The 24098-nt window shown below is 40.4% G+C and carries 20 protein-coding genes; 4 read left to right on the forward strand and 16 right to left on the reverse strand.

Annotated features, from left to right (window positions below; genetic code table 11):
* Positions 1–15: 15 nt before the first annotated feature.
* From gabT to Q7A53_RS17665, 7 genes are all read right to left on the reverse strand, one after another.
* On the reverse strand, positions 16–1377 hold the full coding sequence (gene gabT / locus Q7A53_RS17635) for a 4-aminobutyrate--2-oxoglutarate transaminase (RefSeq protein WP_411790509.1): 1362 nt from the start codon (positions 1375–1377) through the stop codon (positions 16–18).
* 16 nt (positions 1378–1393) lie between these two features.
* Positions 1394–2053 (reverse strand): GntR family transcriptional regulator, encoded by a 660-nt coding sequence (locus tag Q7A53_RS17640; protein WP_411790510.1) that lies wholly within the window; start codon positions 2051–2053, stop codon positions 1394–1396.
* Between the two features lie 431 nt (positions 2054–2484).
* Positions 2485–3894 carry a dihydrolipoyl dehydrogenase gene (lpdA, locus tag Q7A53_RS17645; RefSeq protein WP_411790511.1) on the reverse strand — a complete coding sequence of 470 codons (1410 nt, stop codon included), beginning with the start codon at positions 3892–3894 and terminating at the stop codon, positions 2485–2487.
* A gap of 3 nt (positions 3895–3897) precedes the next feature.
* Positions 3898–5232, reverse strand: a complete 1335-nt coding sequence (locus tag Q7A53_RS17650) for a dihydrolipoamide acetyltransferase family protein (protein WP_411790531.1) — start codon at positions 5230–5232, stop codon at positions 3898–3900.
* 28 nt (positions 5233–5260) lie between these two features.
* Positions 5261–6238 carry an alpha-ketoacid dehydrogenase subunit beta gene (locus Q7A53_RS17655; protein ID WP_411790512.1) on the reverse strand — a complete coding sequence of 326 codons (978 nt, stop codon included), beginning with the start codon at positions 6236–6238 and terminating at the stop codon, positions 5261–5263.
* A 3-nt stretch (positions 6239–6241) separates the two neighbouring features.
* On the reverse strand, positions 6242–7324 hold the full coding sequence (pdhA, locus tag Q7A53_RS17660; RefSeq protein WP_411790513.1) for a pyruvate dehydrogenase (acetyl-transferring) E1 component subunit alpha: 1083 nt from the start codon (positions 7322–7324) through the stop codon (positions 6242–6244).
* A gap of 440 nt (positions 7325–7764) precedes the next feature.
* Positions 7765–8457 (reverse strand): YkyA family protein, encoded by a 693-nt coding sequence (locus Q7A53_RS17665; RefSeq protein ID WP_411790514.1) that lies wholly within the window; start codon positions 8455–8457, stop codon positions 7765–7767.
* A gap of 200 nt (positions 8458–8657) precedes the next feature.
* Between Q7A53_RS17665 and def the strand changes: the two genes are divergently transcribed.
* On the forward strand, positions 8658–9212 hold the full coding sequence (gene def, locus Q7A53_RS17670; RefSeq protein WP_411790532.1) for a peptide deformylase: 555 nt from the start codon (positions 8658–8660) through the stop codon (positions 9210–9212).
* Between the two features lie 125 nt (positions 9213–9337).
* Here the strand turns inward: def and Q7A53_RS17675 are convergent, their stop codons facing one another.
* Positions 9338–10129, reverse strand: a complete 792-nt coding sequence (locus Q7A53_RS17675) for a Cof-type HAD-IIB family hydrolase (RefSeq protein ID WP_411790515.1) — start codon at positions 10127–10129, stop codon at positions 9338–9340.
* Positions 10130–10591: 462 nt separating this feature from the next.
* Between Q7A53_RS17675 and Q7A53_RS17680 the strand changes: the two genes are divergently transcribed.
* Together Q7A53_RS17680 and rnjA are read left to right on the forward strand one after the other, a co-directional pair.
* Positions 10592–10801 carry a DNA-dependent RNA polymerase subunit epsilon gene (locus Q7A53_RS17680; RefSeq protein WP_411790516.1) on the forward strand — a complete coding sequence of 70 codons (210 nt, stop codon included), beginning with the start codon at positions 10592–10594 and terminating at the stop codon, positions 10799–10801.
* A gap of 3 nt (positions 10802–10804) precedes the next feature.
* Positions 10805–12472, forward strand: coding sequence for a ribonuclease J1 (rnjA, locus tag Q7A53_RS17685; RefSeq protein WP_411790517.1), 1668 nt, complete (start codon positions 10805–10807; stop codon positions 12470–12472).
* Between the two features lie 36 nt (positions 12473–12508).
* Here rnjA and Q7A53_RS17690 read toward each other — a convergent pair whose 3' ends face one another.
* The 8 genes from Q7A53_RS17690 to Q7A53_RS17725 all read right to left on the reverse strand — a co-directional run bounded on the left by Q7A53_RS17690 (position 12509) and on the right by Q7A53_RS17725 (position 22865).
* Entirely contained in the window at positions 12509–14230 is a 1722-nt protein-coding gene (locus tag Q7A53_RS17690; protein WP_411790518.1) for a pyruvate oxidase, read from the reverse strand.
* Positions 14231–14355: 125 nt separating this feature from the next.
* Positions 14356–15021: a potassium channel family protein gene (locus tag Q7A53_RS17695; protein ID WP_411790519.1), complete on the reverse strand. Its 666-nt coding sequence runs from the start codon at positions 15019–15021 to the stop codon at positions 14356–14358.
* 90 nt (positions 15022–15111) lie between these two features.
* Positions 15112–16125 carry a cytochrome d ubiquinol oxidase subunit II gene (locus Q7A53_RS17700; RefSeq protein WP_411790520.1) on the reverse strand — a complete coding sequence of 338 codons (1014 nt, stop codon included), beginning with the start codon at positions 16123–16125 and terminating at the stop codon, positions 15112–15114.
* A 2-nt stretch (positions 16126–16127) separates the two neighbouring features.
* A complete protein-coding gene (locus Q7A53_RS17705) occupies positions 16128–17483 on the reverse strand; it encodes a cytochrome ubiquinol oxidase subunit I (protein WP_411790521.1) in 1356 nt (451 codons plus the stop codon).
* A gap of 255 nt (positions 17484–17738) precedes the next feature.
* On the reverse strand, positions 17739–19571 hold the full coding sequence (locus Q7A53_RS17710; RefSeq protein WP_411790522.1) for an ABC transporter ATP-binding protein: 1833 nt from the start codon (positions 19569–19571) through the stop codon (positions 17739–17741).
* Positions 19572–19587: 16 nt separating this feature from the next.
* Positions 19588–21345, reverse strand: coding sequence for an ABC transporter ATP-binding protein (locus tag Q7A53_RS17715; RefSeq protein WP_411790523.1), 1758 nt, complete (start codon positions 21343–21345; stop codon positions 19588–19590).
* Between the two features lie 422 nt (positions 21346–21767).
* Entirely contained in the window at positions 21768–22220 is a 453-nt protein-coding gene (locus Q7A53_RS17720; RefSeq protein WP_411790524.1) for a TlpA family protein disulfide reductase, read from the reverse strand.
* A gap of 102 nt (positions 22221–22322) precedes the next feature.
* Positions 22323–22865, reverse strand: a complete 543-nt coding sequence (locus Q7A53_RS17725) for a peroxiredoxin (protein ID WP_411790525.1) — start codon at positions 22863–22865, stop codon at positions 22323–22325.
* 330 nt (positions 22866–23195) lie between these two features.
* Here Q7A53_RS17725 and Q7A53_RS17730 point away from each other — a divergent pair, with 330 nt between their 5' ends.
* Positions 23196–24038 (forward strand): mechanosensitive ion channel family protein, encoded by an 843-nt coding sequence (locus tag Q7A53_RS17730; protein ID WP_411790526.1) that lies wholly within the window; start codon positions 23196–23198, stop codon positions 24036–24038.
* Positions 24039–24098 lie beyond the last annotated feature (60 nt).

Here is a 24098-nt window from a genome sequence, read left to right on the forward strand (position 1 = left end):
AAAATTCCCCCTGTTTTATACTGAAAATTCAGTATTTTTTTGCCAAACCGTTGCAATGGATTTCTCTAGGATAGTTATCCCTTCCTCTAACTCTTCATCTGTTATCACTAACGGCATTAAGAAACGAATCACATTCCCATACACTCCCGCTCCGAGCACAAGCAGTCCATTCTTTTGAGCCATGGAGATCATCTCTGCAGCAAGCAATTTTGCCGGTGTTTTATTGACAGGATCACTTACAATTTCAATCGCAACCATGGCTCCAAGTCCACGCACATCCCCGATACACTCAACTTCTTCGGCTAACTGATTAAATCTTTCCTTGACCACTTGCCCGATTTCAACTGCTCGCTGATTCAATTGCTCTTCTTTAATAACTTCAATGGCAGCTAATGCAGCCTGACAAGCAACAGGATTTCCACTATATGTACCACCTAATTCACCAGCACCAGCAGCATCCATGATCGCTTGTCGGCCAATAACCCCACTGATTGGCATGCCTGCTCCGAGCGATTTAGACACTGTAATCAAATCTGGAGTAATATCAAAGTGCTCGGAGGCAAAATAATTACCTGTTCGGCCGAACCCCGTTTGAATTTCATCTGCAACAAACAGTATTCCGTGCTGTTCACATAGCTGTTTAACCGCATGAACGAACTTTTTGTCGGGAACGATAAATCCTCCTTCTCCTTGGACTGGCTCCATGAACACCGCCGCAATAGTTTCTGGAGCCACTTCTTTTAACAGAAAATCGTTGAATTGATCAATCATAAAGTCAATATATGCCTTCTCACTCATTTCCTTAGGACGGCGATAAGTATATGGAAACGGCGCTTTGTAAACTTCTGGCGCGAATGGCCCAAATTCATACTTGTAAGGCTTGACTTTACTCGTCATTGACATCGTCATAAGCGTGCGGCCGTGGAAGGAATTAGCAAAAGTTACAATAGCCTGTCTCCCCGTGTATTTCCGTGCTACTTTCACGGCATTTTCTACTGCTTCTGCCCCGCTGTTTTGCAGCAGTACCTTCTTTTCGTGCTTACCTGGTGCTAGTTGCGCCAGTTTCTCAGCTAAAGCCACGTAAGGCTCATACATCATTACGTTAAATCCTGTATGAATAAATCGCTCAACTTGGTCGTGTAAAGCTTCTTTCACTTTTGGATGGCAATGACCAACATTAATGGTTCCAATTGCCCCAGCAAAATCAATGAACGTGTTTCCATCCACGTCGGTAACCTTTGCTCCTTCCGCCTTAGCAGCGAAAGTTGGTACACCGTAGCTGACTGCATTAGGGACGACTTTATGGCGACGCTCCAACAGTTCACTCGCTTTCGGACCCGGGACATTCGTGTTAATGGAAGCATGGTTAGACAACATAAGATCACTCCTTTTATTAATTAAAAATAGATGAACGCTCTGACAAATCACTTAGCGTAGACAACATGTGTTTACGGATGGCTTCTTCCACCCCGTCCGCATCTCTCTCTCTCAGCTTTGAAATAATCGCTTTATGCTCAGGAATCGATTTAACATCTTCTAATGGCATAGAGTAAAATTCATCTCGCAAAATTAAATAGCAATCAGCCCATTGATTTAAAGTTTCCACTTCTCGTAAAAGAAATTTATTATCAGCAATTTTTGCTGGATAAGCATGAATCTCTCCATTTACTCGCATAAACTCTTCAAAATCTCTCTCTTGATAGGACTCTAACTCTTGTTCCATAAGTTCATTTAGAACAACCAAGTCTCGCTCTGTTAACTTTGGAATTGCAAGTTTTGCAGCATAACTTTCTAGAACAATACGTAAATTAAAAACGTCCTCTAATTCCTTATTCGAAGGATTGTGTACAACCGCCCCCTTATTAGGTACTAATTCTATGAGATTTTCATTTTCCAACCGTTTGAATGCCGAACGAATCGGTGTGCGGCTCATCTTTAGTTCCTTACTGACCCACTCTTCGGTAACCCTTTGACCTGGAATCAGCCGCTTCAGCATGATTGCACGCTTTAACTTCTCGTAGGCCATTTCTTCATTTCTTTTCTTGTTAGTCATTTTTACCCCCACCATTGTATCCTTGGATTGTATACAATTTAAATCTGTTTTTTATGGTAACGCAAATCTCACGTAAAATCTATGTAATTTTCTGAATTTAGTCATTATTGCATAAAATGAAAGAGTGTTTTTGTAATATGAACAAAAGAAAGATACTAATTATAGATCTAATTACTCAGAAAGCTTTTAAGAAAAATTCCATTGAACGGAGGAGGAGTAAAATAGAGAAAAGTGGCTTAAAACATTAATAGATGACACATCGGGTAGCCTCGGAGAAGTCTCCTAATGACAAAAAGAAAGAACAGAGAAGGTAGAGAAAGGGCGTGGTATTCATCCTAAATTCCATACAAAAAATATTGTAGATAGATAATATCTCTTTACAAGAAAGAAACCCCCTGAACTCCGTTCAGGGGGTTGAAAAGAATATTCTATTATTTACTAATGTGAATCGGTTGTCCCATAGCAACTTCTGCTGCTTCCATGGTGATTTCTCCTAATGTTGGGTGAGCGTGAATAGTCAAAGCAAGATCCTCCGCAGTCATACCTGCTTCGATAGCTAAGCCTAATTCTGCAATCATATCACTTGCATTAGGACCGGCAATTTGAGCACCGATAACTAGGTCATCTTCTTTACGAGTGATTAGTTTTAAGAAACCATCACTGTCGTTAAGAGATAGTGCACGACCGTTTGCGCCGAATGGGAATTTAGATGCTTTCACATCATAACCAGCTTCCTTAGCGGATGCTTCAGAATGACCTACTGTCGCCAGTTCAGGATCAGAGAAGACAACTGCTGGGATTCCCAAGTAATCTATTTCTGATTTTTCGCCACCGATAACCTCAGCAGCAATTTTTCCTTCATAAGAAGCTTTGTGAGCAAGTGGCGGTCCATCAACGATATCACCAATAGCGAAGATGTTATCAATGCTTGTACGGCATTGTTTATCAATTTGGATAATTCCTTTATCGCTAATATCAAGACCAAGCTCTTCAAGTCCAATTTCATCCGTATTTGGACGTCGGCCGACTGTTACGAGTACGTAATCAGCTTCTATAGACTTTTCTTCGCCTTTAACTTCATACTTAACCGTAACACCATCTTTGGTTTCTTCCACACCTTGAGCCATCGCTTCTGTTACTACTTCTACACCTTTTTTCTTTAAGCGTTTTTTAACAACAGAAGACATTTGTTTTTCAAAACCGCCTAGGATGTCCTTAGTTCCTTCAAGAATAGTGACTTCAGTGTCGAAGTTAGCATAAGCTGTTCCCAGCTCTGTACCAATATATCCGCCGCCAATGACTACCATTTTCTTAGGAACTTCTTTAAGAGAAAGCGCTCCAGTAGAATCTAGAACACGATCTGAGAATTTAAAGGTTGGAAGCTCGATTGGACGAGACCCTGTAGCAATAATACAGTTATTGAAAGTATAAGTCTGAGAGTTCTTTTCATCCATAACTCGTACAGAATTTTTGTCTACAAAGTAAACTTCACCTTTAACGATATCTACTTTATTTGCTTTAAGCAGACCTTCAACGCCGCCAGTTAATTTATTAACTACGCCGCCTTTCCATTCTTGTACTTTAGAAAAATCAACCGTAGTATTTTCTGATTGAATCCCCATATCTTCAGAACCTTTTGCATGTTCAAAACGGTGACCCGCTTGAATTAAGGCTTTAGAAGGGACACATCCGACGTTTAAACATACTCCGCCTAAGTTGCCTTTATCTACAATTGTAACTTTCTGACCTGTTTGAGCGGCGCGGATGGCAGCTACATAACCGCCAGGGCCCGCTCCTACGACTAACGTATCTAGTTCAATTGGGAAATCTCCTACTACCATACTTTACGCCTCCATCATAATTAGTTGTGGATCGTTCAGTAAACGCTTGATGTTATTCATTGCATGCTGTGCGGTTGCACCATCAATCATACGATGGTCAAAGCTTAATGAAATTGCAAGGACTGGAGCTACGACTATTTCTCCATCACGCACTACCGGTTTTTCTGCAATGCGGCCAATACCAAGAATGGCTACTTCAGGGTGGTTAATAACTGGCGTAAACCATTGCCCACCTGCTGAACCGATATTAGTAATGGTTGTAGATGCACCTTTCATCTCTTCCGAGGACAGCTTACCATCACGAGCTTTAACAGCCAAATCATTTACTTCACTGGATATAGAGAAGATTGATTTTCGATCTGCATCTTTGACTACTGGTACAAGAAGTCCTTTGTCTGTATCTGCAGCAATACCAATATTATAATAATGCTTCTGAACAATTTCATCCGTGCTGTCGTCAAGAGAAGTGTTCAACACTGGGAATTTCTTAAGAGTTGAAACTAACGCTTTAACTACATATGGAAGATAAGTCAGTTTGATCTCTTGTTCTGCGGCAACAGCTTTGAATTTCTTACGGTGAGTGACAAGTTCGGAAACATCCACTTCATCCATAAGCGTAACGTGCGGTGCAGTATGCTTGGAATTTACCATCGCTTTTGCGATTGCTTTCCGCATACCACTCATTTTCTCACGAGTTTCAGGATAAGCTTCGCCTTGAGCAGGCACGGATTGTGCTGAAGAAGCCTCTTCCTGTTTCTCTTCTCCGCTTTCTGCTTCTTGAGCTTGGTCGCCATTCATAAAGCTTTCGATGTCGTCCTTAAGAATGCGGCCGTTTTTACCAGAACCTTGTACTTTGCGAACATCTACGTCGTTATCACGAGCAAATTTACGGACAGATGGCATCGCAATTACACGTTTATCTTCATCAACATCTGCTTCCTCCGTTTGGGCTGCTGGTTTTTGCTCTTTTTTATCTTCTTTTTCATCTTTACCACTGTCTTGTTTAGATTCCTCTTTAGCAGAGTCCTCTTCTTTTGCTTCTTTTTTATCATCACTTTTATCATCAGAACTATCTTCAGAACTCTCATCAGACTCATAGCCTTCTGCATCAAAAGTAATGATTACTTCGCCTACTGTTGTGGTTTCACCTTCATCAACATGAACATCTTTAACAGTACCGTCTACAGGAGAGGGAATTTCAACAACTGCTTTGTCGTTTTGCACTTCGCAAAGCACGTCGTCTTCTTTTACCTCGTCGCCTTGTTTGACGAACCATTTTGCGATTTCACCTTCATGAATACCTTCACCTATATCAGGCAATTTAAATTCAAACGCCAAGGTCATTACCTCCTATATTTAGGTTTAATTAAAAGTTTAATACGGTGTTTACTTTTTCAACGATCGTGTTGTTATTTGGCAGCCAAGCTTCTTCTGCAGATGAGAATGCAAAGACTGTATCTGGTGCTGTAACACGAAGAACTGGAGCTTCAAGATGCAGAATCGCTTTTTCTTGAATTTCAGCTACTACGTTTGCAGCAATACCAGCTTGTTTTTGAGCTTCCTGCACTACTACAGCACGATTTGTCTTCTTCACTGACTCAAGGATTGTTTCGTAATCGACTGGACTGACTGTGCGCAGGTCAATAACTTCAGCGCTAATTCCGTCCTCTTCCAGTTGATCAGCTGCTTTCAGGCAGGAATGAACCATAGCACCATAAGCAACTAGGGTTACATCAGTACCTTCACGTTTTACATCAGCTTTACCTAGTTCGATGGTGTACTCCTCTTCTGGAACTTCCCCACGGAAAGAACGGTAAAGTTTCATGTGCTCAAGGAAAATGACTGGGTCATTGTCACGAATAGATTGAATTAACAAACCTTTTGCATCATAAGGTGTAGATGGAATAACTACTTTAAGACCTGGCTGTTGTGCCATTAATCCTTCAAGACTGTCAGCGTGAAGTTCTGGTGTGTGAACGCCTCCTCCAAATGGGGAACGTACAGTGATTGGCATTTGACGGCTGTTTCCTGAACGGTAACGGTAACGTGCCATTTGTCCATTAATCGCATCCATAACTTCGTAAACGAAACCAAAGAACTGGATTTCAGGTACTGGTCGGAAATCTTGAAGGGCTAGACCTATGGACATTCCGCCAATTGCGGATTCAGCTAGTGGTGTATCAAATACACGATCTTCACCAAATTCATCCTGAAGACCTTCCGTTGCACGGAAAACCCCGCCGTTCTTACCGACGTCTTCGCCGTAAACCAGCACGTTTTCGTCATTTTTAAGTTCTGTGCGCATTGCGTCTGTAATGGCTTGAATCATTGTCATTTGTGCCATGATTTACTTCGACTCCTTTTCCTTATATTCTTCCATTTGTTCTTGTAGGTTGGATGGAAGTTCTTCGTACATAAGAGAAATGAGGTCTGTTACTTTTTGTTTAGGTGTATTGTCAGCTTCTTTGATAGCTGCTTTAACATCTTTTTTCGCTTGTTCAACGACTTCATTTTCTTCTTCTTCAGACCAAAGATCTTTATTTTCAAGGAACGTACGGAAACGAACGATTGGATCTTTTTGTTCCCATTCATTATCCATGTCTTCTGTACGGTAACGTGTAGGATCATCACCAGCAAGTGTGTGAGGTCCATAACGATAAGTAAGTGTTTCGATTAAGCTTGGACCTTCTCCATCAATCGCTCGCTCACGAGCTTCTTTAGTAGCTGCATACACAGCAAGAACGTCCATACCATCAACTTGAATGCCTTCAATTCCGGCAGCTACTGCTTTCTGAGCAATTGTTTGTGCTGCAGATTGCTTTTCAACTGGAACTGAGATAGCAAAACGGTTATTTTGAACGACAAAAATCGTTTGTGCTTTAAAAGCTCCTGCAAAGTTAAGACCTTCATAGAAGTCCCCTTGGGAAGCTCCGCCATCCCCTGTATACGTGATAGCTACAGCATTTTTTCCGCGCTTTTTAAGCCCAAGGCCGACTCCGGCTGCCTGGGTGATTTGAGCACCGATAATAATCTGCGGGCTGACCGCGTTCACGCCTTCAGGCATTTGATTCCCTTTAAAGTGTCCTTTGGAGAATAAGAAGGCTTGATAGAGTGGAAGACCGTGCCAGATAATCTGAGGAACATCACGATATCCTGGAAGAATAAAGTCCTCTTTCTCTAAAGCAAATTGACTTCCCAGCTGAGAGGCTTCCTGTCCAGCTGTTGGAGCATAGAACCCTAACCTTCCTTGACGGTTCAATGCAATAGAACGCTGGTCAAGAATTCTTGTATAGACCATGCGGCGCATAATTTCTTTTAAATCATCATCTGAAAGATCAGGCATGGCATCTTCATTTACAACTTCGCCTTTTTCATTCAGGATTTGAAACATTTCGAACTGATTTTCAATGTTCTCAAGTGTTCGTTTCAAAATCGTTCACCTCTTCCTTTCTACTTTAAAAAATGGATGCTGTGAGTAGCTTTCCCAAATCTGCAAAAAAACTGTACCGATTTGCTCTTTACGTTTTACCCTGTACACATCTTTGTTAATCATAAGCAAGATTATTATCAAAACTGTTACATTTAAATAGCAAAAAATAATGGTACAATCTAGTTCCTCTTTGTAGTTTAGCTCAAAACGACAACTTTCGTCAATTACTTCGTATATAATAATCCATATACTTAAATGAATGACTGTAAATGGAAGAATATTAAACAAAACGACCTCAAGATTCTCCCAAGACTGTATCAATTAATTTTTAAGCCTGTATTAATTTTACTGCGTTTTATTTTTACATGCAAATAAAAATAACCATCCCTTTAAGAATGGTTATTCAGAACGGTTCTTATGCAATTTTCACGGTAGAAATATTATTTATTCTTTTCACTCTTACTCGAAGATTCCTCATAAGATACTTTCATTCCGGCCGATTTATAGAAATCCTTCTTTAACTGATTATATTCCTCTGTATATTGATTAAACTTCTTATTTGCCTGGGTAACTTTATCATAGTTACTATTTATTTTCTGTATTTGCTTCTGTAAATCTTCTTCCTTTAGATCTTTATTTTGGAGCATATCATAAAGTTCTGAATCAAGTTTGAGCGAATCCTTATAGGAAGAATAAAGGTTCTGGTAAGCATCATACCTGTCCTGCATCGTCTTATAGAGGTCTTTCGCTTTTTCTTTGGCATCTTTCGTGTCTTCATCTATTTCGCTGATAAGCGGTTTGATCTTATCAAATTCTTCTTTAGCGGCATCGATGCTTTCCTTTTCAAGTTCAAGCTTTTCTTTTCTTTTATCTACAATTTCACTTGCTTGTTTAGATAAGTCTTTAATTTTATCGAACTTATCCATGCTTAAATCAATGATTTGATTGTATAATTTATTCTCTTTGTTTTCTAAGTCAACCAATGGATCCTGTTGTTCACGGAAACCGTCCTCTAAACTTACTGCTTTCTCTAAATGATCATAAATCTCTTCCTGGGCTGACTTGCCAGAACAAGCGGATAATGTAAAAACCGCTAGTGCAAGGAGCCCCAGCAATAAACGACGAAACTGCACACAATTTTCCCCCTTATAACCTGTCACAATACTTCTTATGTATTTCGTGATCTCTTTCATAGTATAATATATAAAAAAAAATTGAAAGAGAATTCTCTTACTTATGTTTCCATTACATTGAAGGTTTTTATTTGCTATCTCTACAGCAAACATATGTTAAACTTGTTGGCAGATGTTTTATGGATGAAAGGATGGATAAGATGATTACGATGGAAGATATTGTAAGGGAAGGGCATCCGGCATTAAGAAAAGTTACAGATGAAGTAACACTTCCCCCTGCAGATGAGGATAGAGATACACTTAAAAATATGCTTGAGTATTTAAAGAACAGTCAAGATGAACAAATGTGCGACCGGTACGGGTTGAGACCGGGTGTGGGCTTAGCTGCTCCGCAAATTAATGTAAATAAGAGAATGCTTGCTGTGCACTTCACCGACTTGAATGACCGTCTTTACAGCTACGGTTTACTTAACCCAAAGATTGTTAGTCATTCTGTAGAAAAGACTTATCTATCTACAGGAGAAGGCTGTTTATCTGTCGATCGGGAAGTTCCTGGATACGTACCAAGATATCGAAGGATCACCGTTAGAGCGACCGACTTAGAAGGCAATGACTTAAAGCTAAGGTTGAAGGACTATGCGGCCATTGTATTTCAGCATGAAATTGATCACTTACATGGCATTATGTTTTACGATCACATTAATAAAGATCAGCCGTTTAAAGAACCTGACGGAGCAAAACCAGTTGACCGTTAATAGCGAAAGATCATAATTTCCAATAATGAACCCGAACCTATCCATTTAGGTTCGGGTTCATTCTATTTATTAATGTATGATGTTTACTGCTGAGACCATCTATCAGTTCTGCCTGAACTCCGCGATTACTTTATATATTCGTTATCAAGTAATCCTAGCTCTTTGATGGCTTTGACTAGTCCACCTTCATTCACATCAGCTGTGACATAATCACTGACCGCTTTTGTTTCCGGCACAGCATTTCCCATGGCAACACCGGTCCCTGCCTCACGAATCATCTCAATATCGTTGAGACCGTCACCGAATGCATAAGTATCCTCTAAAGCTACTCCAGCCGATTCAATCATTTGTTTAATCCCCTCTGCCTTCGAACCGCCTTTAGGCAGAACATCACAGGAAAACTGATGCCAGCGAATGTAATCAAAATCAAGGTTCAGTTTGCGATATTCTTCTATTTCATCCCCCTCACAGAAAAGCAGCGATTGATAGAGGTCTGTCTTATTATAAAATGTGGAATCAATTTCAGGATAAGAAAAATGAAGCGAACCTAAACTTTCATTTATATAATGTTGTTCAGAATGTGAAGCTTTCATTTCCTCGTGATTCATAAATACCATCGGATGATTATTCTTTTGAGCTTCTGAAAATAAAATTTTCAAATGGTCGATGGATAATGGATTTTTATATACAGGGCGGCCTTCGAACACTACATATTGGCCATTAAAACTGACATACGATTCAATATTAAGAGTCTCCCTTATATCTTTGAACATAAAAGGCGCACGTCCAGTTGCAATAGCACAATATACGCCTGATTTCTGAAGTTCCTTAATAACCTGAATAGTTTCAACTGGCAATTCCTTCTGGTGATTAAGCAAGGTGCCATCAATATCAAAAAACGCGATCTTTTTATTCATATACATTTTCCTCCATTTTCTTCGGTTGCCTAACTATTTAAAACGATGGTGAAACTTTTATTTTTGATTTAAAGATTGATGCAATTGGCTATACTTTAGCACGAGTGGATAGGTTTGAGAAGAACAACAAAGGATAAAAACATAAATTCTGTAATGTAAATGTTTCATTCTTTTCCAAACCGTATTATACTAAGAGTAACAGGGATTGGGCGGTTTAACGTTTTTGTAGTTTTCTTCATCGTTGAAAGGAGATGGGTGCCCCATGATGAAGCGTCTGCGAAGAAAGCTCAGGAAACGTTGGAAAAAATTAATGGAACGAAAAACTTACGCGTAATATATTCAGCTTGCTGGTAAAATGGCAGCTTCAACCACTTATATCATTACCATCCGGTAATTAAACGTGCTATTATTATTGACAGGACAAGAATGTGGAAATTATATCTAGTTAGGAGAGATAGAGTAATGATTTTTAAAGTATTGTATCAGGAACTCGCTAAAGAGGTTCCTGTTCGCGAACGTACAGAGGCCATGTACGTAGAAGCGGAAACAGAGAGAAACGTACGCGAAAAACTGGCCGACAAAGGATTTAATATTGAGTATATCCAGGTGTTAGATGAGGATCACTTGGCTTATGAACAGCAATCTGAAGATTTTTCACTGGAGAACGTGTAACGGATGAAGTTTGTAAAAAATGACCAGACTGCTGTGTTCGCTCTTGGCGGACTAGGAGAAATTGGTAAAAACACATACGGCGTTCAATTTCAGGACGAAATCATCCTCATCGATGCAGGTATCAAATTCCCTGAAGACGAACTTTTAGGAATAGACTACGTTATACCGGATTATACCTATTTAGTTCAAAATCAGGATAAGATTAAAGGTTTATTCATTACCCACGGTCACGAAGACCACATTGGCGGTATTCCTTATCTATTACGCGAGATAAATATCCCGATCTATGCTGGTAAACTGGCCGCAGGTCTTCTGCGCAACAAACTAGATGAACACGGTTTACTGCGTAATACCAAAATGCATATTATTGGAGAAGATGACGTGATTAAATTTCGTAAAACGTCAGTATCCTTCTTCCGAACCACTCATAGTATCCCCGATTCTTACGGGATTGTGGTTAAGACCCCACCAGGTAATATTGTGCATACAGGGGACTTTAAATTTGATTTCACCCCTGTCGGAGAGCCTGCCAATATTGCTAAAATGGCTGAGATTGGTAAAGAGGGCGTGCTTGCTCTCTTATCAGATAGTACGAACAGTGAAGTCCCTGGTTTTACTAAGTCTGAACGAGTGGTTGGACAAAGTATCCAAGATATCTTCACCCGTGTTAATGGCCGTTTAATATTTGCCACCTTTGCTTCAAATATTCACCGTTTACAGCAAGTCGTTGAAGCAGCTGTAAGGAATAACCGCAAAGTGGCAGTATTTGGACGTAGTATGGAAGCTTCCATGACTATCGGACAAGAGCTTGGATATATACGCGCCCCTAAAGACACATTTATTGACGCCCAGCAAATTAATCGACTTCCTGCCCATGAAGTTGTGATCTTATGCACGGGTTCTCAAGGTGAACCTATGGCTGCTCTATCCCGGATAGCCAATGGTACGCACCGACAAATTCAAATTATGCCTGGCGACACTGTTGTGTTTTCTTCTTCCCCAATCCCTGGTAACACAATCAGTGTGAGCCGCACAATTAATAAATTGTACCGTGCAGGAGCAGATGTCATCCACGGTCCATTAAACGATATCCATACTTCCGGGCATGGAAGCCAGGAAGAAATGAAACTGATGCTTCGTTTGATTCAGCCGAAGTTCTTCATGCCCATCCACGGTGAGTACAGAATGCTGAAAGAACATGCTAATTTAAGTCAGGATTGTGATATAGATCCTGGGAACTGTTTTGTTATGGATAATGGCGACGTACTGGCACTAGGTAAAGATGAGGCCATGGTTGCCGGGAAAATTCCATCTGGTTCTGTCTATGTAGACGGCAGTGGAATTGGCGACATTGGAAACATCGTACTAAGAGATCGTAGAATTCTTTCAGAAGAAGGTCTCGTCATTGTCGTAGTCAGCATCAACATGAAGGAATTCAAGATTGCTTCCGGTCCAGATATTATCTCTAGAGGCTTTGTTTACATGAGAGAATCTGAAGACCTTATTAAAGAAGCCCAGAAACTTGTTAGATCCCATGTTGATAAAGTAATGGAACGCAGAACGACTCAGTGGTCGGAAATTAAAAATGAAATCACTGATACAATTGCGCCATTCTTATTCGAAAAGACGAAAAGACGTCCAATGATACTTCCAATTATTATGGAAGTATGATTATAAAAAAACCCCGCCGCGGCGGGGTTTTTTCTTTTACTTAAGTCTTTTAATTGCTTTCTTCATGTCCGGTAAATCCATTGAACCTGTTTCAAAGAAATTTTTAATGATATAGCTGGAATAATTAACCGCTGACTGATATCCAATATGACCAGGCAACGGAGCTTGATCTTCCATGACAACATCGATCAATACAGGTTTATCTGATACAAAAGCCTGCTTCATTTTAGTCTCTAACTCCTCTGGTCCTTCAATTCGGTAACCTTCTCCTCCACATGATTCTGCAAATTTAGCAAAGTCCACTTCTCCAAGGTCTGTTTCATAATTTAAGTGTCCCATTTGCTCTTGCTCAAATTTAATCATCCCAATTTTACTATTGTTCAGCACGATCATTTTAATAGGAAGGTTATATTTTACTGCGGTTACAAAATCATGCATAACCATAGAGAATCCACCATCGCCGCATATACCAATGACTTGCTTGTCGGGGTACGCAAATTGTGCGGCAATCGCACCAGGTAGTCCGCTGCCCATAGTAGCTAATGACCCTGATATTACTAATCGCTGGTCAACAAAAGGCAGAAAGCGAGTAACCCAAACGGTTACATTCCCAACATCGGCGGAAACGATCGCATTAGGCTCCAACATCTGTTCAAGCTGATACATCACTTGAGGAGCATGAAGCGGAGATTTCTTTTCGCGCTTTTCTTTTTGTAAAGAAATCCACCATTGGTTCATATTCTCCTGGCATTTTTCTAGAAAATCTTTAGATACAGCCGGAGAAAGAAGCTTCGTTAAAGCAGTCATGGTCTCTTTGGCGTCTCCTGGTAAGCCGACAGTTATCGGATAGTATCTTCCAAGATTCTCTGGCTTGTTATCAATTTGAATGGCCTTTACATTATCGGGTAAAAAGTCTCGATAAGGAAACTGGGTTCCAACGAGTAAGATGAGGTCAGATTCTTTGATAGCATGATAAGCCGGTTTAGTACCAATCTGTCCATGCTGTCCGAGACAGTAAGGATGGTGGTCGGGTATTACACCTTTAGCCAGAAGGCTAAGTACAATAGGGGCTCCCATTTTTTCAGCAAAAGCCAGCAGTTCATTTCGAGCATCCACAGTTCCTTTCCCTGCAAGGATCACTGGTTTTTCTGCATTCTCAATTAATTGTCGTGCCTCGTTCAACTGAGCATCCGCAGGCATCATAGACGGTTTATAATAGGAATTAGCCGTAAGGCGTGTTTGCTGTTTCTGTTTTTTCGCGAATAGATCATCAGGTACGACCAGTACAGACACGCCTTTGTTAGCATAGGCTTCACGAATTGCCTGATTAAGTATATCGGGAAGCTGAGCTTCAGTTTCTACCCGTTTGTTGAAAACCGCTACATCATCAAACATACGCTCTAAATTAATCTCCTGAAAGGCATCTGTGCCTACTTCTTCACTGCGCACTTGCCCGACAATAGCCAGGACAGGCGCATGGTCTTCCCGAGCATCATAGAGTCCATTTAATAAATGAATGGCTCCTGGCCCTGCAATGGATAAACAAACTCCCAGCTTGCCTGTCAATTTACCGTACGCGGCTGCTGCCAAAGCTCCGGTTTCTTCATGCCGTACTTGGATAAACTTCATTTCATCCTGCCTGGTTCGTAAATCCTCAATAAATTCATTAATGGAATCTCCAGGTAAACCATAAATATGATTAACTCCCCAATCAATTAATTGCTGGGTTAGAAATTCTCCGGTTCTTTGTTCAAACATTACTGCTCATCCTTTCAGAAATAAGAGTATATTATTTTGGTCTATAGACTTCTTTATTTCCTTATTTTTACCCTAGTAAACCGTAAAAAACCCCCTACTTTAAAAAGTAGGAGGAATGATGGAGGTTAATCTTCAACCACAAGGTTTTTCTCGAACCGGCTGATGTCTTTATCTGCCCCGATTACTATTAATACATCACTCTCGCGGATTTCTTCCGTAGCCATAGGAGATACAATCACATCTTTATCTCTCTTAATGGCTACTACGTTACAGCCGTAGTGGGCACGGATATCTAAATCTACAAGAGTTTGACCGCTCATTTTCGAGCCTGCCTTTACCTCGACCACACTATGATCATCTGAAAGTTCGATATAATCTAAGATATTGTTGGAAATTATATTGTGCGCGATTCGTTTACCCATATCACGCTCTGGATGCACTACATGGTCTGCACCAATTTTAGTTAATACTTTTTCGTGATAGTCATTCTGTGCCTTCACGGTAATGGTTTTAATTCCTAGTTCCTTAAGCATAAGCGTTGTTAAGATACTCGATTGAATATTGTCGCCTATTGCCACAATCACATGATCGATATTTCTTAACCCCAGTTCTCTCAGAACATTTTCATCTGTTGAATCAGCGATCACAGCATGGGCTGCAATTTCTTTATATTCATTCACTTTATCTTCATCAAGATCGAGGGCAAGTACTTCCATCCCCTCTCTAGCTAACTCTCTGCAAATGCTCCCGCCAAACCGGCCGAGTCCAATTACGGCAAATTCCTTTTTCATCACATTTCCTCCATCTTTTCATCGAAAATCTAATGCTATTTTATCATATCTCCATCTATATTAAACCTAAAACCGTAGAATGAATGACCATTATTTTCTGCCTTTGATATAATCAGCATCAAATAGAAACATTCTCATTAACAAGACTAGAGATGGAATCAACAGGAATAAGCCAGCTATAAATACAGTAACGAGCGTAGCTCCCATAGTCGGATTTGTCACTCCACTTGAAATAGTCACCTGAGGGTGAAGAAGATACGGTAAATGTGAGACGCCATACCCGAAGAAGGCGAATATAAATTGAAACATAACTGCGATAAAAGCCCAGCCGTAATATTTCCCCCAATAAACAAGAAGTACAGCTGCCATAAAGAAAGCTACAGAGATCCCAAATACCCACCACAACTGGACGGCCTTTTGGTAATGGTCAGGGTTCTGCTGACTTAGGGCTATAAATGTAGTTAAACTGGCAATAATGGTAGGAGAACTCCAAAACAAGGCATATTTCCTCACTAATGCCAGGGCAGGTTGATCATTTGCTCGATGCGCATAATAAGTTAAGAACATGGAGCTAATATACAGCACAGATACTATAGCTAAGAACACTACGCTCCAGGAATAGGGACTAGAGAGCAGTTCACTATAGACTAAATGAACACCGTTCGCGGTCTCCTCTATAAAGCCACCTTCGGAAATAGTAAGCGCAGTAGATAAGGCAGCAGGTATCAACAATCCCGTAGCCCCATATAAAAACATGTAAAATCGGTTTTCCTTCGATCCATAGTTTTCGAAGGCGTAAAAGGAACCGCGGATGGCTATAAGCACAATCGCGATGCTTCCAGGAATCAACAGGGACTGACCGAAGTAATAAGCCATGTCCGGAAAAAATCCCACTAAACCTACAAAAAAGAAAACAAAGAAGACATTAGTCACTTCCCAAACAGGAGATAAATATCTCGATATTAATTGATTAATAATATGATGATTGTTGGTAATTCGCGCATAGAAGGCAAAGAAACCTGCCCCGAAGTCAATTGAGGCAACGATCAAATACCCATAGAGAAAGATCCACAACACGGTGATTCCTATGTGTTCATATCCCATTGTTATTCATCCTCCTTCGTTGCAGCAACTTGAGGATAGCGGTGTTCCAATTCTAGCTCGGCCGGATTATTTTTAAACATTTTCCTTAAAACAGAAATACATCCGCCGGCGAGAACGGCATATACAGCTATGAATAGAAGGAACATTAAGTCTACATGAGATGAAGTGGTTGCTCCCTCCGCTACTTTCATATATCCTCTCAATATCCATGGCTGCCTTCCTACCTCGGCAAATATCCAGCCAAATTCAATAGCTAGCATGGACAAGGGACCTGTTAAAACAATGCCCCATAATAACCATTTATTATGTTCATTAAACTTTTTAATTTTTAACATGAGAAAGTACAAGAATGAGATTCCGAGTACATAAAACCCTATGGAAACCATTAAGTCAAACATGTAATGGATCCAAAGCGGCGGCTGTTCATCTTTAGGAGTTTCGTCCAGTCCTGTAACTTCCGCATTGAAGTCTTCATGAGCAAGAAAACTTAACGCTTTCGGTATCCTGATCGCATGTTCCACTTCTTTATTTTCATTTAACGTGCCAAAGACAATCAAGTCCGCTCCTTTTTCACTTTCAAAGTGCCATTCCCCTGCTGCAAGTTTCTCTGGCTGATGGTCGGCTAAGAACTTCGCCGATAAGTCCCCAGCAAAAGCAGTCAGTAAAGCAAAAAAGAGGGATGCGATAACCGTTAATTTGAGCGCTTTCTTGTGGTAAAGTGATCCTTTTCTAAATAAGATAATCACAGCTGTAATTCCCGCTAAGACTGCCGCAGAGGTCATATATGATGATGTAATCACATGAAACACTTTAGTGGGTGTAGCTGGATTAAACATTGCCTCTAAGGGCTTGATCGCAGTGATGGTTCGCCCTTCTAACTCGAATCCTTGAGGTGTGTTCATAAAAGCATTCACAGTCGTAATGAAAAAGGCAGACATCGTCGATCCAATAATAACAGGGATGGATAGTAACCAGTGGTATATAGGGTTTTTAAATCGGTCCCATGTATATAAATAGGCACCAAGGAAAATCGCTTCAAAGAAAAAAGCGAAAGTCTCCATAAACAATGGAAGACTAATAACATTTCCAGCAATTTGCATAAAACTCGGCCATAATAAAGAAAGCTGTAATCCTATTGCCGTCCCTGTCACGACACCGACCGCGACGGTAATAGTAAAGCCTCTCGTCCACCTGCGAGCAAGTAATGTATAGTGTGGATCCTTTTTCTTAATTCCAATAAATTCGGCGATTGATACCATGACCGGTACTCCTACGCCTATTGTGGCAAATATGATATGGAATGCCAGAGTTAACGACGTAAGCATCCGGCTGAGAACTACGCTATCCAATCCAAACATATGATTTCCCCCTAATTAACCTAAAGAATTTCAGGCAAGAATACTGTAATTACAGTATAAATCATGGAACCGCTTCATACATATCTCAGGAATGACGATTTTGTGACATACTTCACAATGTCCTTTTTCATCTATTGTTATCAGTTCATTCAAGCCTCTTTTCCCGTACCCCAATTCTATTTAATATTCCTTACCCGTTCGTCTCCCCACTCACACAAAAACCCCCTGCAGAAGTATCTGCAGGGGGTTGCGAAATTACATGGCATCCAGCATTTGGAACTGAGCTTTTACTAAATCGAAATACTCTCCTTTTTGATCCATCAACTCATCATGAGAGCCTTGTTCAAGAATTTCACCTTGTTGAAGGACGATAATGTTATCCGCTTCTCGAATTGTAGATAAACGGTGAGCAATAATGATAGCGGTTCTGCCTTTAAGCAGCTTCCCTAGGGCTTTCTGGATTCTAACTTCGGTTTCGGTGTCTATACTTGCGGTTGCTTCATCCAGGATTAATATTTTTGGATTAGCAAGCAGTGCCCGGGCAAACGACAACAACTGCCTTTCGCCGGCAGACAGAATATTCCCTCGTTCTTCTACTTCTGTCTCATAACTATCTTTTAACCGATGAATAAAATCATCAGCACCAACGACTTTAGCAGCCTCCTTCACTTCTTCATCAGATGCATCCGGCCGTCCAAAGCGAATATTCTCAAGAATCGTCCCCGAGAAAATGAAGGTATCTTGTAAAACAACGCTGATTTGCTGTCTGACACTGTCAATGGCAGCATCTCGCAAATCAATCCCATCGATCTTCACCGCACCTTTCGTTGGATCATAAAAGCGGCTGATTAAGTTTGCAACCGTAGATTTTCCTGAACCCGTGTGCCCCACTAGAGCTACAGTCTGTCCCTGCTTCATTTCCAAAGATATGTCATGCAGAGCCACACGCTTATCGTCGTAGGCAAACTGGACATGATCGAACTCGATATGACCATTCATGTCCACGATTTCACGTGCGTCTTTCTTTTCTTCTACATTAGGGCGTTCATCCAGAAACTCAAAAATACGTTCTGACGAAGCCATCGCCATGAGCAGTTGATTGTACATCTGTCCTAACCGGGATATTGGCTCCCAGAACATCCCCAGAAAGAAAGCAAAGGATACAAATGTGCCTACTTCGATATCTCCTTGAAGAATAAGGTAAGCCCCATAAGCAATCAAAATGACTGTTCCTATCGCATTGCACATTTCTACAAATGGCCGGAATAAGGCGCTCTTCTTAGTAGCATTTCTCCAGGATTGAAAGTTATCTGTATTTACCCCATCAAAATACTCCGTGTTTTCACGCTCTTGAGAGAATGATTGAGTAATGCGGATCCCTTGTATACTTTCATTTAAATGGGAATTAATTCTAGATTGCTGAATACGAACTTGCTGCCAGGATCTGCGAATGTTTCTGCGCAGTTTAGTCGAAATGTAAAACATAAGAGGCATAATGATTAAGATCGCCAGGGCAAGCTTAGGACTTAACGCGAGCAGGATAACGATGATTCCTGTAAGCATCACAACGTCCATAAGAAGATTAATAATCCCATTCGTAAATAACTCCTGCAGGGAATTGATATCATTCATGATTCTTACTAGAATCGATCCTGCTGAACGAGAGTCAAAGAATTTGTGAGAAAGGCGCTGTACATGTGAAAATAAGTGCTTTCTTAAATCATAGATTACATTCTGACCTAAAATATTTACATATTTAATTCTCAGTACATTGCCGATATAACTTAGCAAATATAGAACTGAAATTCCGATAACAAGCTTTATAAGCAAACTAGTATCTTGATGAGCAATTGCTCCATCAATTGCAACTTTACCAATTAGAATTGGGACCACTAATCGGACTATAGTTGAGACCAGCATGGCAATAATGGCAATTGGCATAAGCTTCTTTGTATAGGGCTTGAGATACGTAAACAGTCTTAACATCTGCGACCAGTTAAACGGCTTTTCAACAGCTTGATCCTGGGTATATTTAAACCTGTTTAAATGTTTATTCGTTTCTGGCTTGTGCTTTGGTTTTCGAGCCATTCCTTATCCCTCCTTCTTAGGAAATATGTGAGGTATTCATAATTTTCTCTTTATCCTGATATTGAATATCGTAAATACGCTGATAAGGTCCTCCGTTAACAAGGAGCTCATCATGGACACCGCGTTCCTTCACAAGACCATCTTCAAGCACAAGAATCTCATCCGCATGCTTAAGAGAAGAAATACGGTGAGCAATAATAAAAGTAGTTCGACCCTTCATGACTTCTTGAAGGGCTTTTTGAATACTAAATTCTGTTTCCATGTCCACAGCAGAGGTCGCATCATCAAGCACAAGAATCGCTGGATCAATGAGAATGGCTCTAGCAATCGCAATTCTTTGTTTCTGCCCGCCTGATAGTCCCATTCCTCTTTCACCAAGCAGCGTGTCATATCCTTCAGGCATATCCAAAATAAACTCATGGGCCTGAGCACGCTTGGCAGCCGCTATTACATCCTCCAATGTCGCATCAGGATTACCATACGAAATATTTTCCTTAATGGACGTGGAAAACAAGAAAGATTCCTGTAGCACGAAACCTATATTCTTTCTTAAAGTTTTTAAGCCATAATCCTGAACAGGTTTTCCATCAATCCGTACATTTCCCTGTTCCGGCTCATAGAAGCGCGTAATTAATTGAGTTATACTCGTTTTACCTGATCCGGTAGCTCCGATTAAGCCAATCGTTTTACCCGGAGGCGCATCAAAGCTGATCTGTTTCAAAGCGGAATCGTCATCCTCCGTATAAGTTAATGTGACATCCTCAAAGGTGACGTGACCATTCAGCCGATCCTTCACGATCGCTCCCTCTTTTTCCTGAACATCTTCTTTAGCTTCCAATATCTCTAACAATCGCTCGCCAGAAGCTTTTGATTGAGAAAATAGATTAACAACAAAGCCAAGGTTCATCAATGGTCCGAGAATGTACCATACGAGACTAAAGAATGCGACAAGCTCACCTAATGTAAGAGAACCATTAATAACCAAATAACCTCCATAGGCAAGTAAGGCCACTACACAAATGTTACCGATAAACTCCATAAGCGGAAAAAATTTGGACCAAAGATTTGACGTTTCAATGTAGCGTTGACGATAGTGGTCACTGCGGTTTAAAAAACGTCCTATTTCAAAGTTTTCTCTTGAAAGCGATTTCACAGTATTCATTCCACTGATATTTTCCTGTACACGTGTATTCAATTTACCAAATGATTTACGAATTCGTCTAAAGGCAGGGTGTACCTGACGATCGAATTTATAAACGACTAAGGCCAGAAATGGCATAGCAATCATAGTTACAATCGCAAGGGGGACAGAATAATAAAACATAATGCTCAAGCTGAGAAGGATAAGAAGTACAATTCGGATCAGCTCGGAGAAGCCTACGGAGAGGAAGAAACGAAAGGCCTCTACGTCTGCTGTAAGTCGTGACATTAAATCTCCTGTTTTTGCATTATCGTAATATTTAAAAGCAAGTCTTTGCAGTTTCTTGTACAATTCATCTCGTAAACTATAAACAGAACGGATCCCAAACAAATCTCCTAAGTACTGATGAAAATAAGTGGCGAATCCCTTAATAATCATTAAACCAATAAATATGGCTCCTATATATGGGATTAAATTATACTTCTCCTGCATAACCACTTCATCAATCGTAACTTTAAGGACCATAGGATAAACTAGAGTAATGGCAGTAACAAATAGAAGAGCAAATAAAGACCAAAAGAAATAGCTCCTAAACGGCCAGTAAAACTCCTTAAGTTTTTTTAGAGTATTCAAACTTCTCCCTCCTTCTCGTTTTTTTTAACGTAATTACTAATATATCGGGTATCGAAATAAATTTCCACCTATTTGCGCTAATTTTTTAAATATTTTTGCTACACTAATGAAAAGATATAAGGACGCTGATACAACCTTATAGAAACCGGGACCAATCTTTACCATTTCCTTTGAAATCTATGGTAGTTTTACCAGGTAAAAACAGATAAAGGACACGACAAGATAGTTTTATACTTATCCAAAAATCCTTCCATTTATTACTGGTTCCATCAAGAAAAAAGTCAAAAATACAGGTTAGCAAGCACACGAGTGGTTGTGCGGAAGTCTCTCTCTGCGGTAAGCTGCACACACAGAAAGCCCGAACCAACGTAATGGTTCGGGCTTTCTGTTGACTATAATTCTTTTTATCAGCCGCTTGGGATCTACTTTTGATTTACTCCCAGCACACGGTCCACACGTTTACGGAGCATTTTCATTCCGCCTCCGCCTGCTTGGAAATGGCGGAGATTCCCTTCTTCATCGAACACGTAATAAGCTGGTACATATTGATTTTCGAATGCATCTGTTAAAGCATGCTGATTATCAACATAAATGGGCTGAGTGATCCCATGTTCTTCAGCAACTTCTTTGATTTTCTCAAGATCCAAGTCCTTTTCAGAACGAGGCATATGAACGGCAACTACGTTTAAATCTTTCTCATATTCATCACGAAATTCATTAACGTTGGGCATAGCTTCTTTGCAAAGTCCACAGCTGACTGACCAGAAGTGAATAAGAGTGGGTTTGTTTCCTGTTAAATCATCTTTCGTTAAAGCTTCACTGTTTAACCATTCGGTTGCCTCTGGTAATTCAGGCATAGGCTGTCTTAAACGCATAGAACCTTCCTCCTTTAAGTTATAACCACATTAATGAGGGAAAAAAGGGTCTAACCTCTTGTTAGACCCCTTTCCTATCACTATACTATCCTTCAAACAAAACTATAGAGTTTCTTGACCTGGCTTCCAGTTTGCCGGGCAAAGGCCGCCTGTTTGCAGTGCTTGCAATACGCGAAGTGTTTCATCTACATCACGGCCGATATTGTTATGGTTCACTACTTGGTACTGTAGTTCACCTTCAGGGCTTACGATAAACAGTCCACGAAGTGCTACCCCTTCTTCTTCGATCAGCACTCCATAATCTTTAGCTACCTGATGATTAGTATCGGCAGCTAGAGAATATTGAAGATCCCCAAGACCATTGTCCTCACGAGCAGTGTTAATCCATGCCAAGTGAGTGTGGATCGTATCTGTAGAAACTCCCACAATTTCTGCATCAAGATCTTCAAATTCATCAAAACGGTCAGATAAAGCGGTTATTTCTGTTGGGCAGACAAATGTAAAGTCCATTGGATAGAAAAATAGAACCGTCCATTTATCATTTTTCATATTTTCTTCTAGAGATACTTTTCCAAATTCTTTGTTTGGAAGCACCGCATCCATTTCAAAGCGGGGTGCTTGTTTAGCTACCATGCGTTCTGCCACTGTAAATCCCTCCAAAAATATTTTCAGTTTCTTACTTTAACTACGTCTTACACACAATCTTTAGTATAACGATAGATATATTTGTAGTCAATGTAAGGTGATAATCAATTTAAACTGGCATAATCAGTTTCAATACCCACTTCTATTCTCTAGTATGGGTTACTCTGTTTCTCATTAAACAATATAAATGCAGGAAAGTAAAAACATCTGCACATGCTTCAGCCTATCCAGCGTCAAATTCTTCGATAAAACGACAGCTATCCGTTGAAATGTCAGACAGGTTTCCGATATTCTAAACAGAGTACCATTGAAAGCTGAAAGGAGTCTATTATGAATCTAGTTGAAGAAGGATTTAAATTTAACCCGTCTGTCTTGTTGGATTGGGTCATTACAGTTGGAGGACAGATTGTAGTTTTACTCATTGCATTTGCTATTATCAGTCCAATTGGAAAAAAAGCCATTCAAGTTGCGATTGAACGTATGAGTTCTCAAAGGAAGTTATCTGAAGGAAGAAGCCAAACCCTGGAGAAATTATCTATTAGTATTTTCTCTTATACGTTACTCTTTATTCTGATTATCATGCTGTTAGGTGCGGTAGGCATTAATATCGGTCCGCTGCTTGCAGGGGCTGGTATCGTTGGATTAGCGATTGGGTTTGGGGCACAGGGCCTTGTGTCGGATGTAGTAACGGGTTTTTTCCTTTTGCTGGAACGACAAGTAGAAGTTTCCGATTACGTTACTGCCGGGGGCTATGATGGCATAGTCGAAGAGGTAGGCATTCGAACAACCAAGATCCGCGGTTTTGATGGAACCTTAAATTTTGTTCCTAACCGAAATATCGAGGGAGTTGCTAACCATTCTCGCGGCAACATGCGTGCCCTTGTAGATATTGGCATTGGCTATGATGAGAACATCGATGCAGCAATGGATGTATTAAAAGAAGTAGCAGATGAGTTCTCGACAGATCCGCGTTTCAAAGAAGGACCAAGTGTTCTTGGTGTGCAAAGCCTGGGTTCCTCCGACGTCGTAATCCGCGTCCTTGGGAAAACGGAGAATATGGAGCAATTTGGTGTTGAACGCGATCTTAGAAAGGCAATGAAAGAAGCCTTGGATCAAGCAGGCATTGAGATCCCTTATCCACATCAAGTTTACGTAGAGAAAAAAGAAGACTAACATAATTAAAACATCCCGGAAAACTGAACTATAACCCGAATAATGGACACTTATAAAAAA

Source organism: Halobacillus rhizosphaerae (genome assembly GCF_046719735.1).
Taxonomy (GTDB): domain Bacteria; phylum Bacillota; class Bacilli; order Bacillales; family Halobacillaceae; genus Halobacillus_B; species Halobacillus_B rhizosphaerae.

Bases quoted from the DNA above. Each gene is read 5' to 3' on its own strand.
- Q7A53_RS17690 (WP_411790518.1), bottom strand. From the start codon at position 14,230: ATGTTTGAACAAAGAACCGGAGAATTTCTAACCCAGCAATTAATTGAT.
- Q7A53_RS17720 (WP_411790524.1), bottom strand. From the start codon at position 22,220: ATGCGTTTAAGACAGCCTATGCCTGAATTACCAGAGGCAACCGAATGG.
- lpdA (WP_411790511.1), bottom strand. From the start codon at position 3,894: ATGGTAGTAGGAGATTTCCCAATTGAACTAGATACGTTAGTCGTAGGA.
- Q7A53_RS17640 (WP_411790510.1), bottom strand. From the start codon at position 2,053: ATGACTAACAAGAAAAGAAATGAAGAAATGGCCTACGAGAAGTTAAAG.
- def (WP_411790532.1), top strand. From the start codon at position 8,658: ATGATTACGATGGAAGATATTGTAAGGGAAGGGCATCCGGCATTAAGA.
- Q7A53_RS17680 (WP_411790516.1), top strand. From the start codon at position 10,592: ATGATTTTTAAAGTATTGTATCAGGAACTCGCTAAAGAGGTTCCTGTT.
- Q7A53_RS17730 (WP_411790526.1), top strand. From the start codon at position 23,196: ATGAATCTAGTTGAAGAAGGATTTAAATTTAACCCGTCTGTCTTGTTG.
- gabT (WP_411790509.1), bottom strand. From the start codon at position 1,377: ATGTTGTCTAACCATGCTTCCATTAACACGAATGTCCCGGGTCCGAAA.
- rnjA (WP_411790517.1), top strand. From the start codon at position 10,805: ATGAAGTTTGTAAAAAATGACCAGACTGCTGTGTTCGCTCTTGGCGGA.
- Q7A53_RS17695 (WP_411790519.1), bottom strand. From the start codon at position 15,021: ATGAAAAAGGAATTTGCCGTAATTGGACTCGGCCGGTTTGGCGGGAGC.
- Q7A53_RS17710 (WP_411790522.1), bottom strand. From the start codon at position 19,571: ATGGCTCGAAAACCAAAGCACAAGCCAGAAACGAATAAACATTTAAAC.
- Q7A53_RS17675 (WP_411790515.1), bottom strand. From the start codon at position 10,129: ATGAATAAAAAGATCGCGTTTTTTGATATTGATGGCACCTTGCTTAAT.
- Q7A53_RS17655 (WP_411790512.1), bottom strand. From the start codon at position 6,238: ATGGCACAAATGACAATGATTCAAGCCATTACAGACGCAATGCGCACA.
- Q7A53_RS17705 (WP_411790521.1), bottom strand. From the start codon at position 17,483: ATGTTTGGATTGGATAGCGTAGTTCTCAGCCGGATGCTTACGTCGTTA.
- Q7A53_RS17700 (WP_411790520.1), bottom strand. From the start codon at position 16,125: ATGGGATATGAACACATAGGAATCACCGTGTTGTGGATCTTTCTCTAT.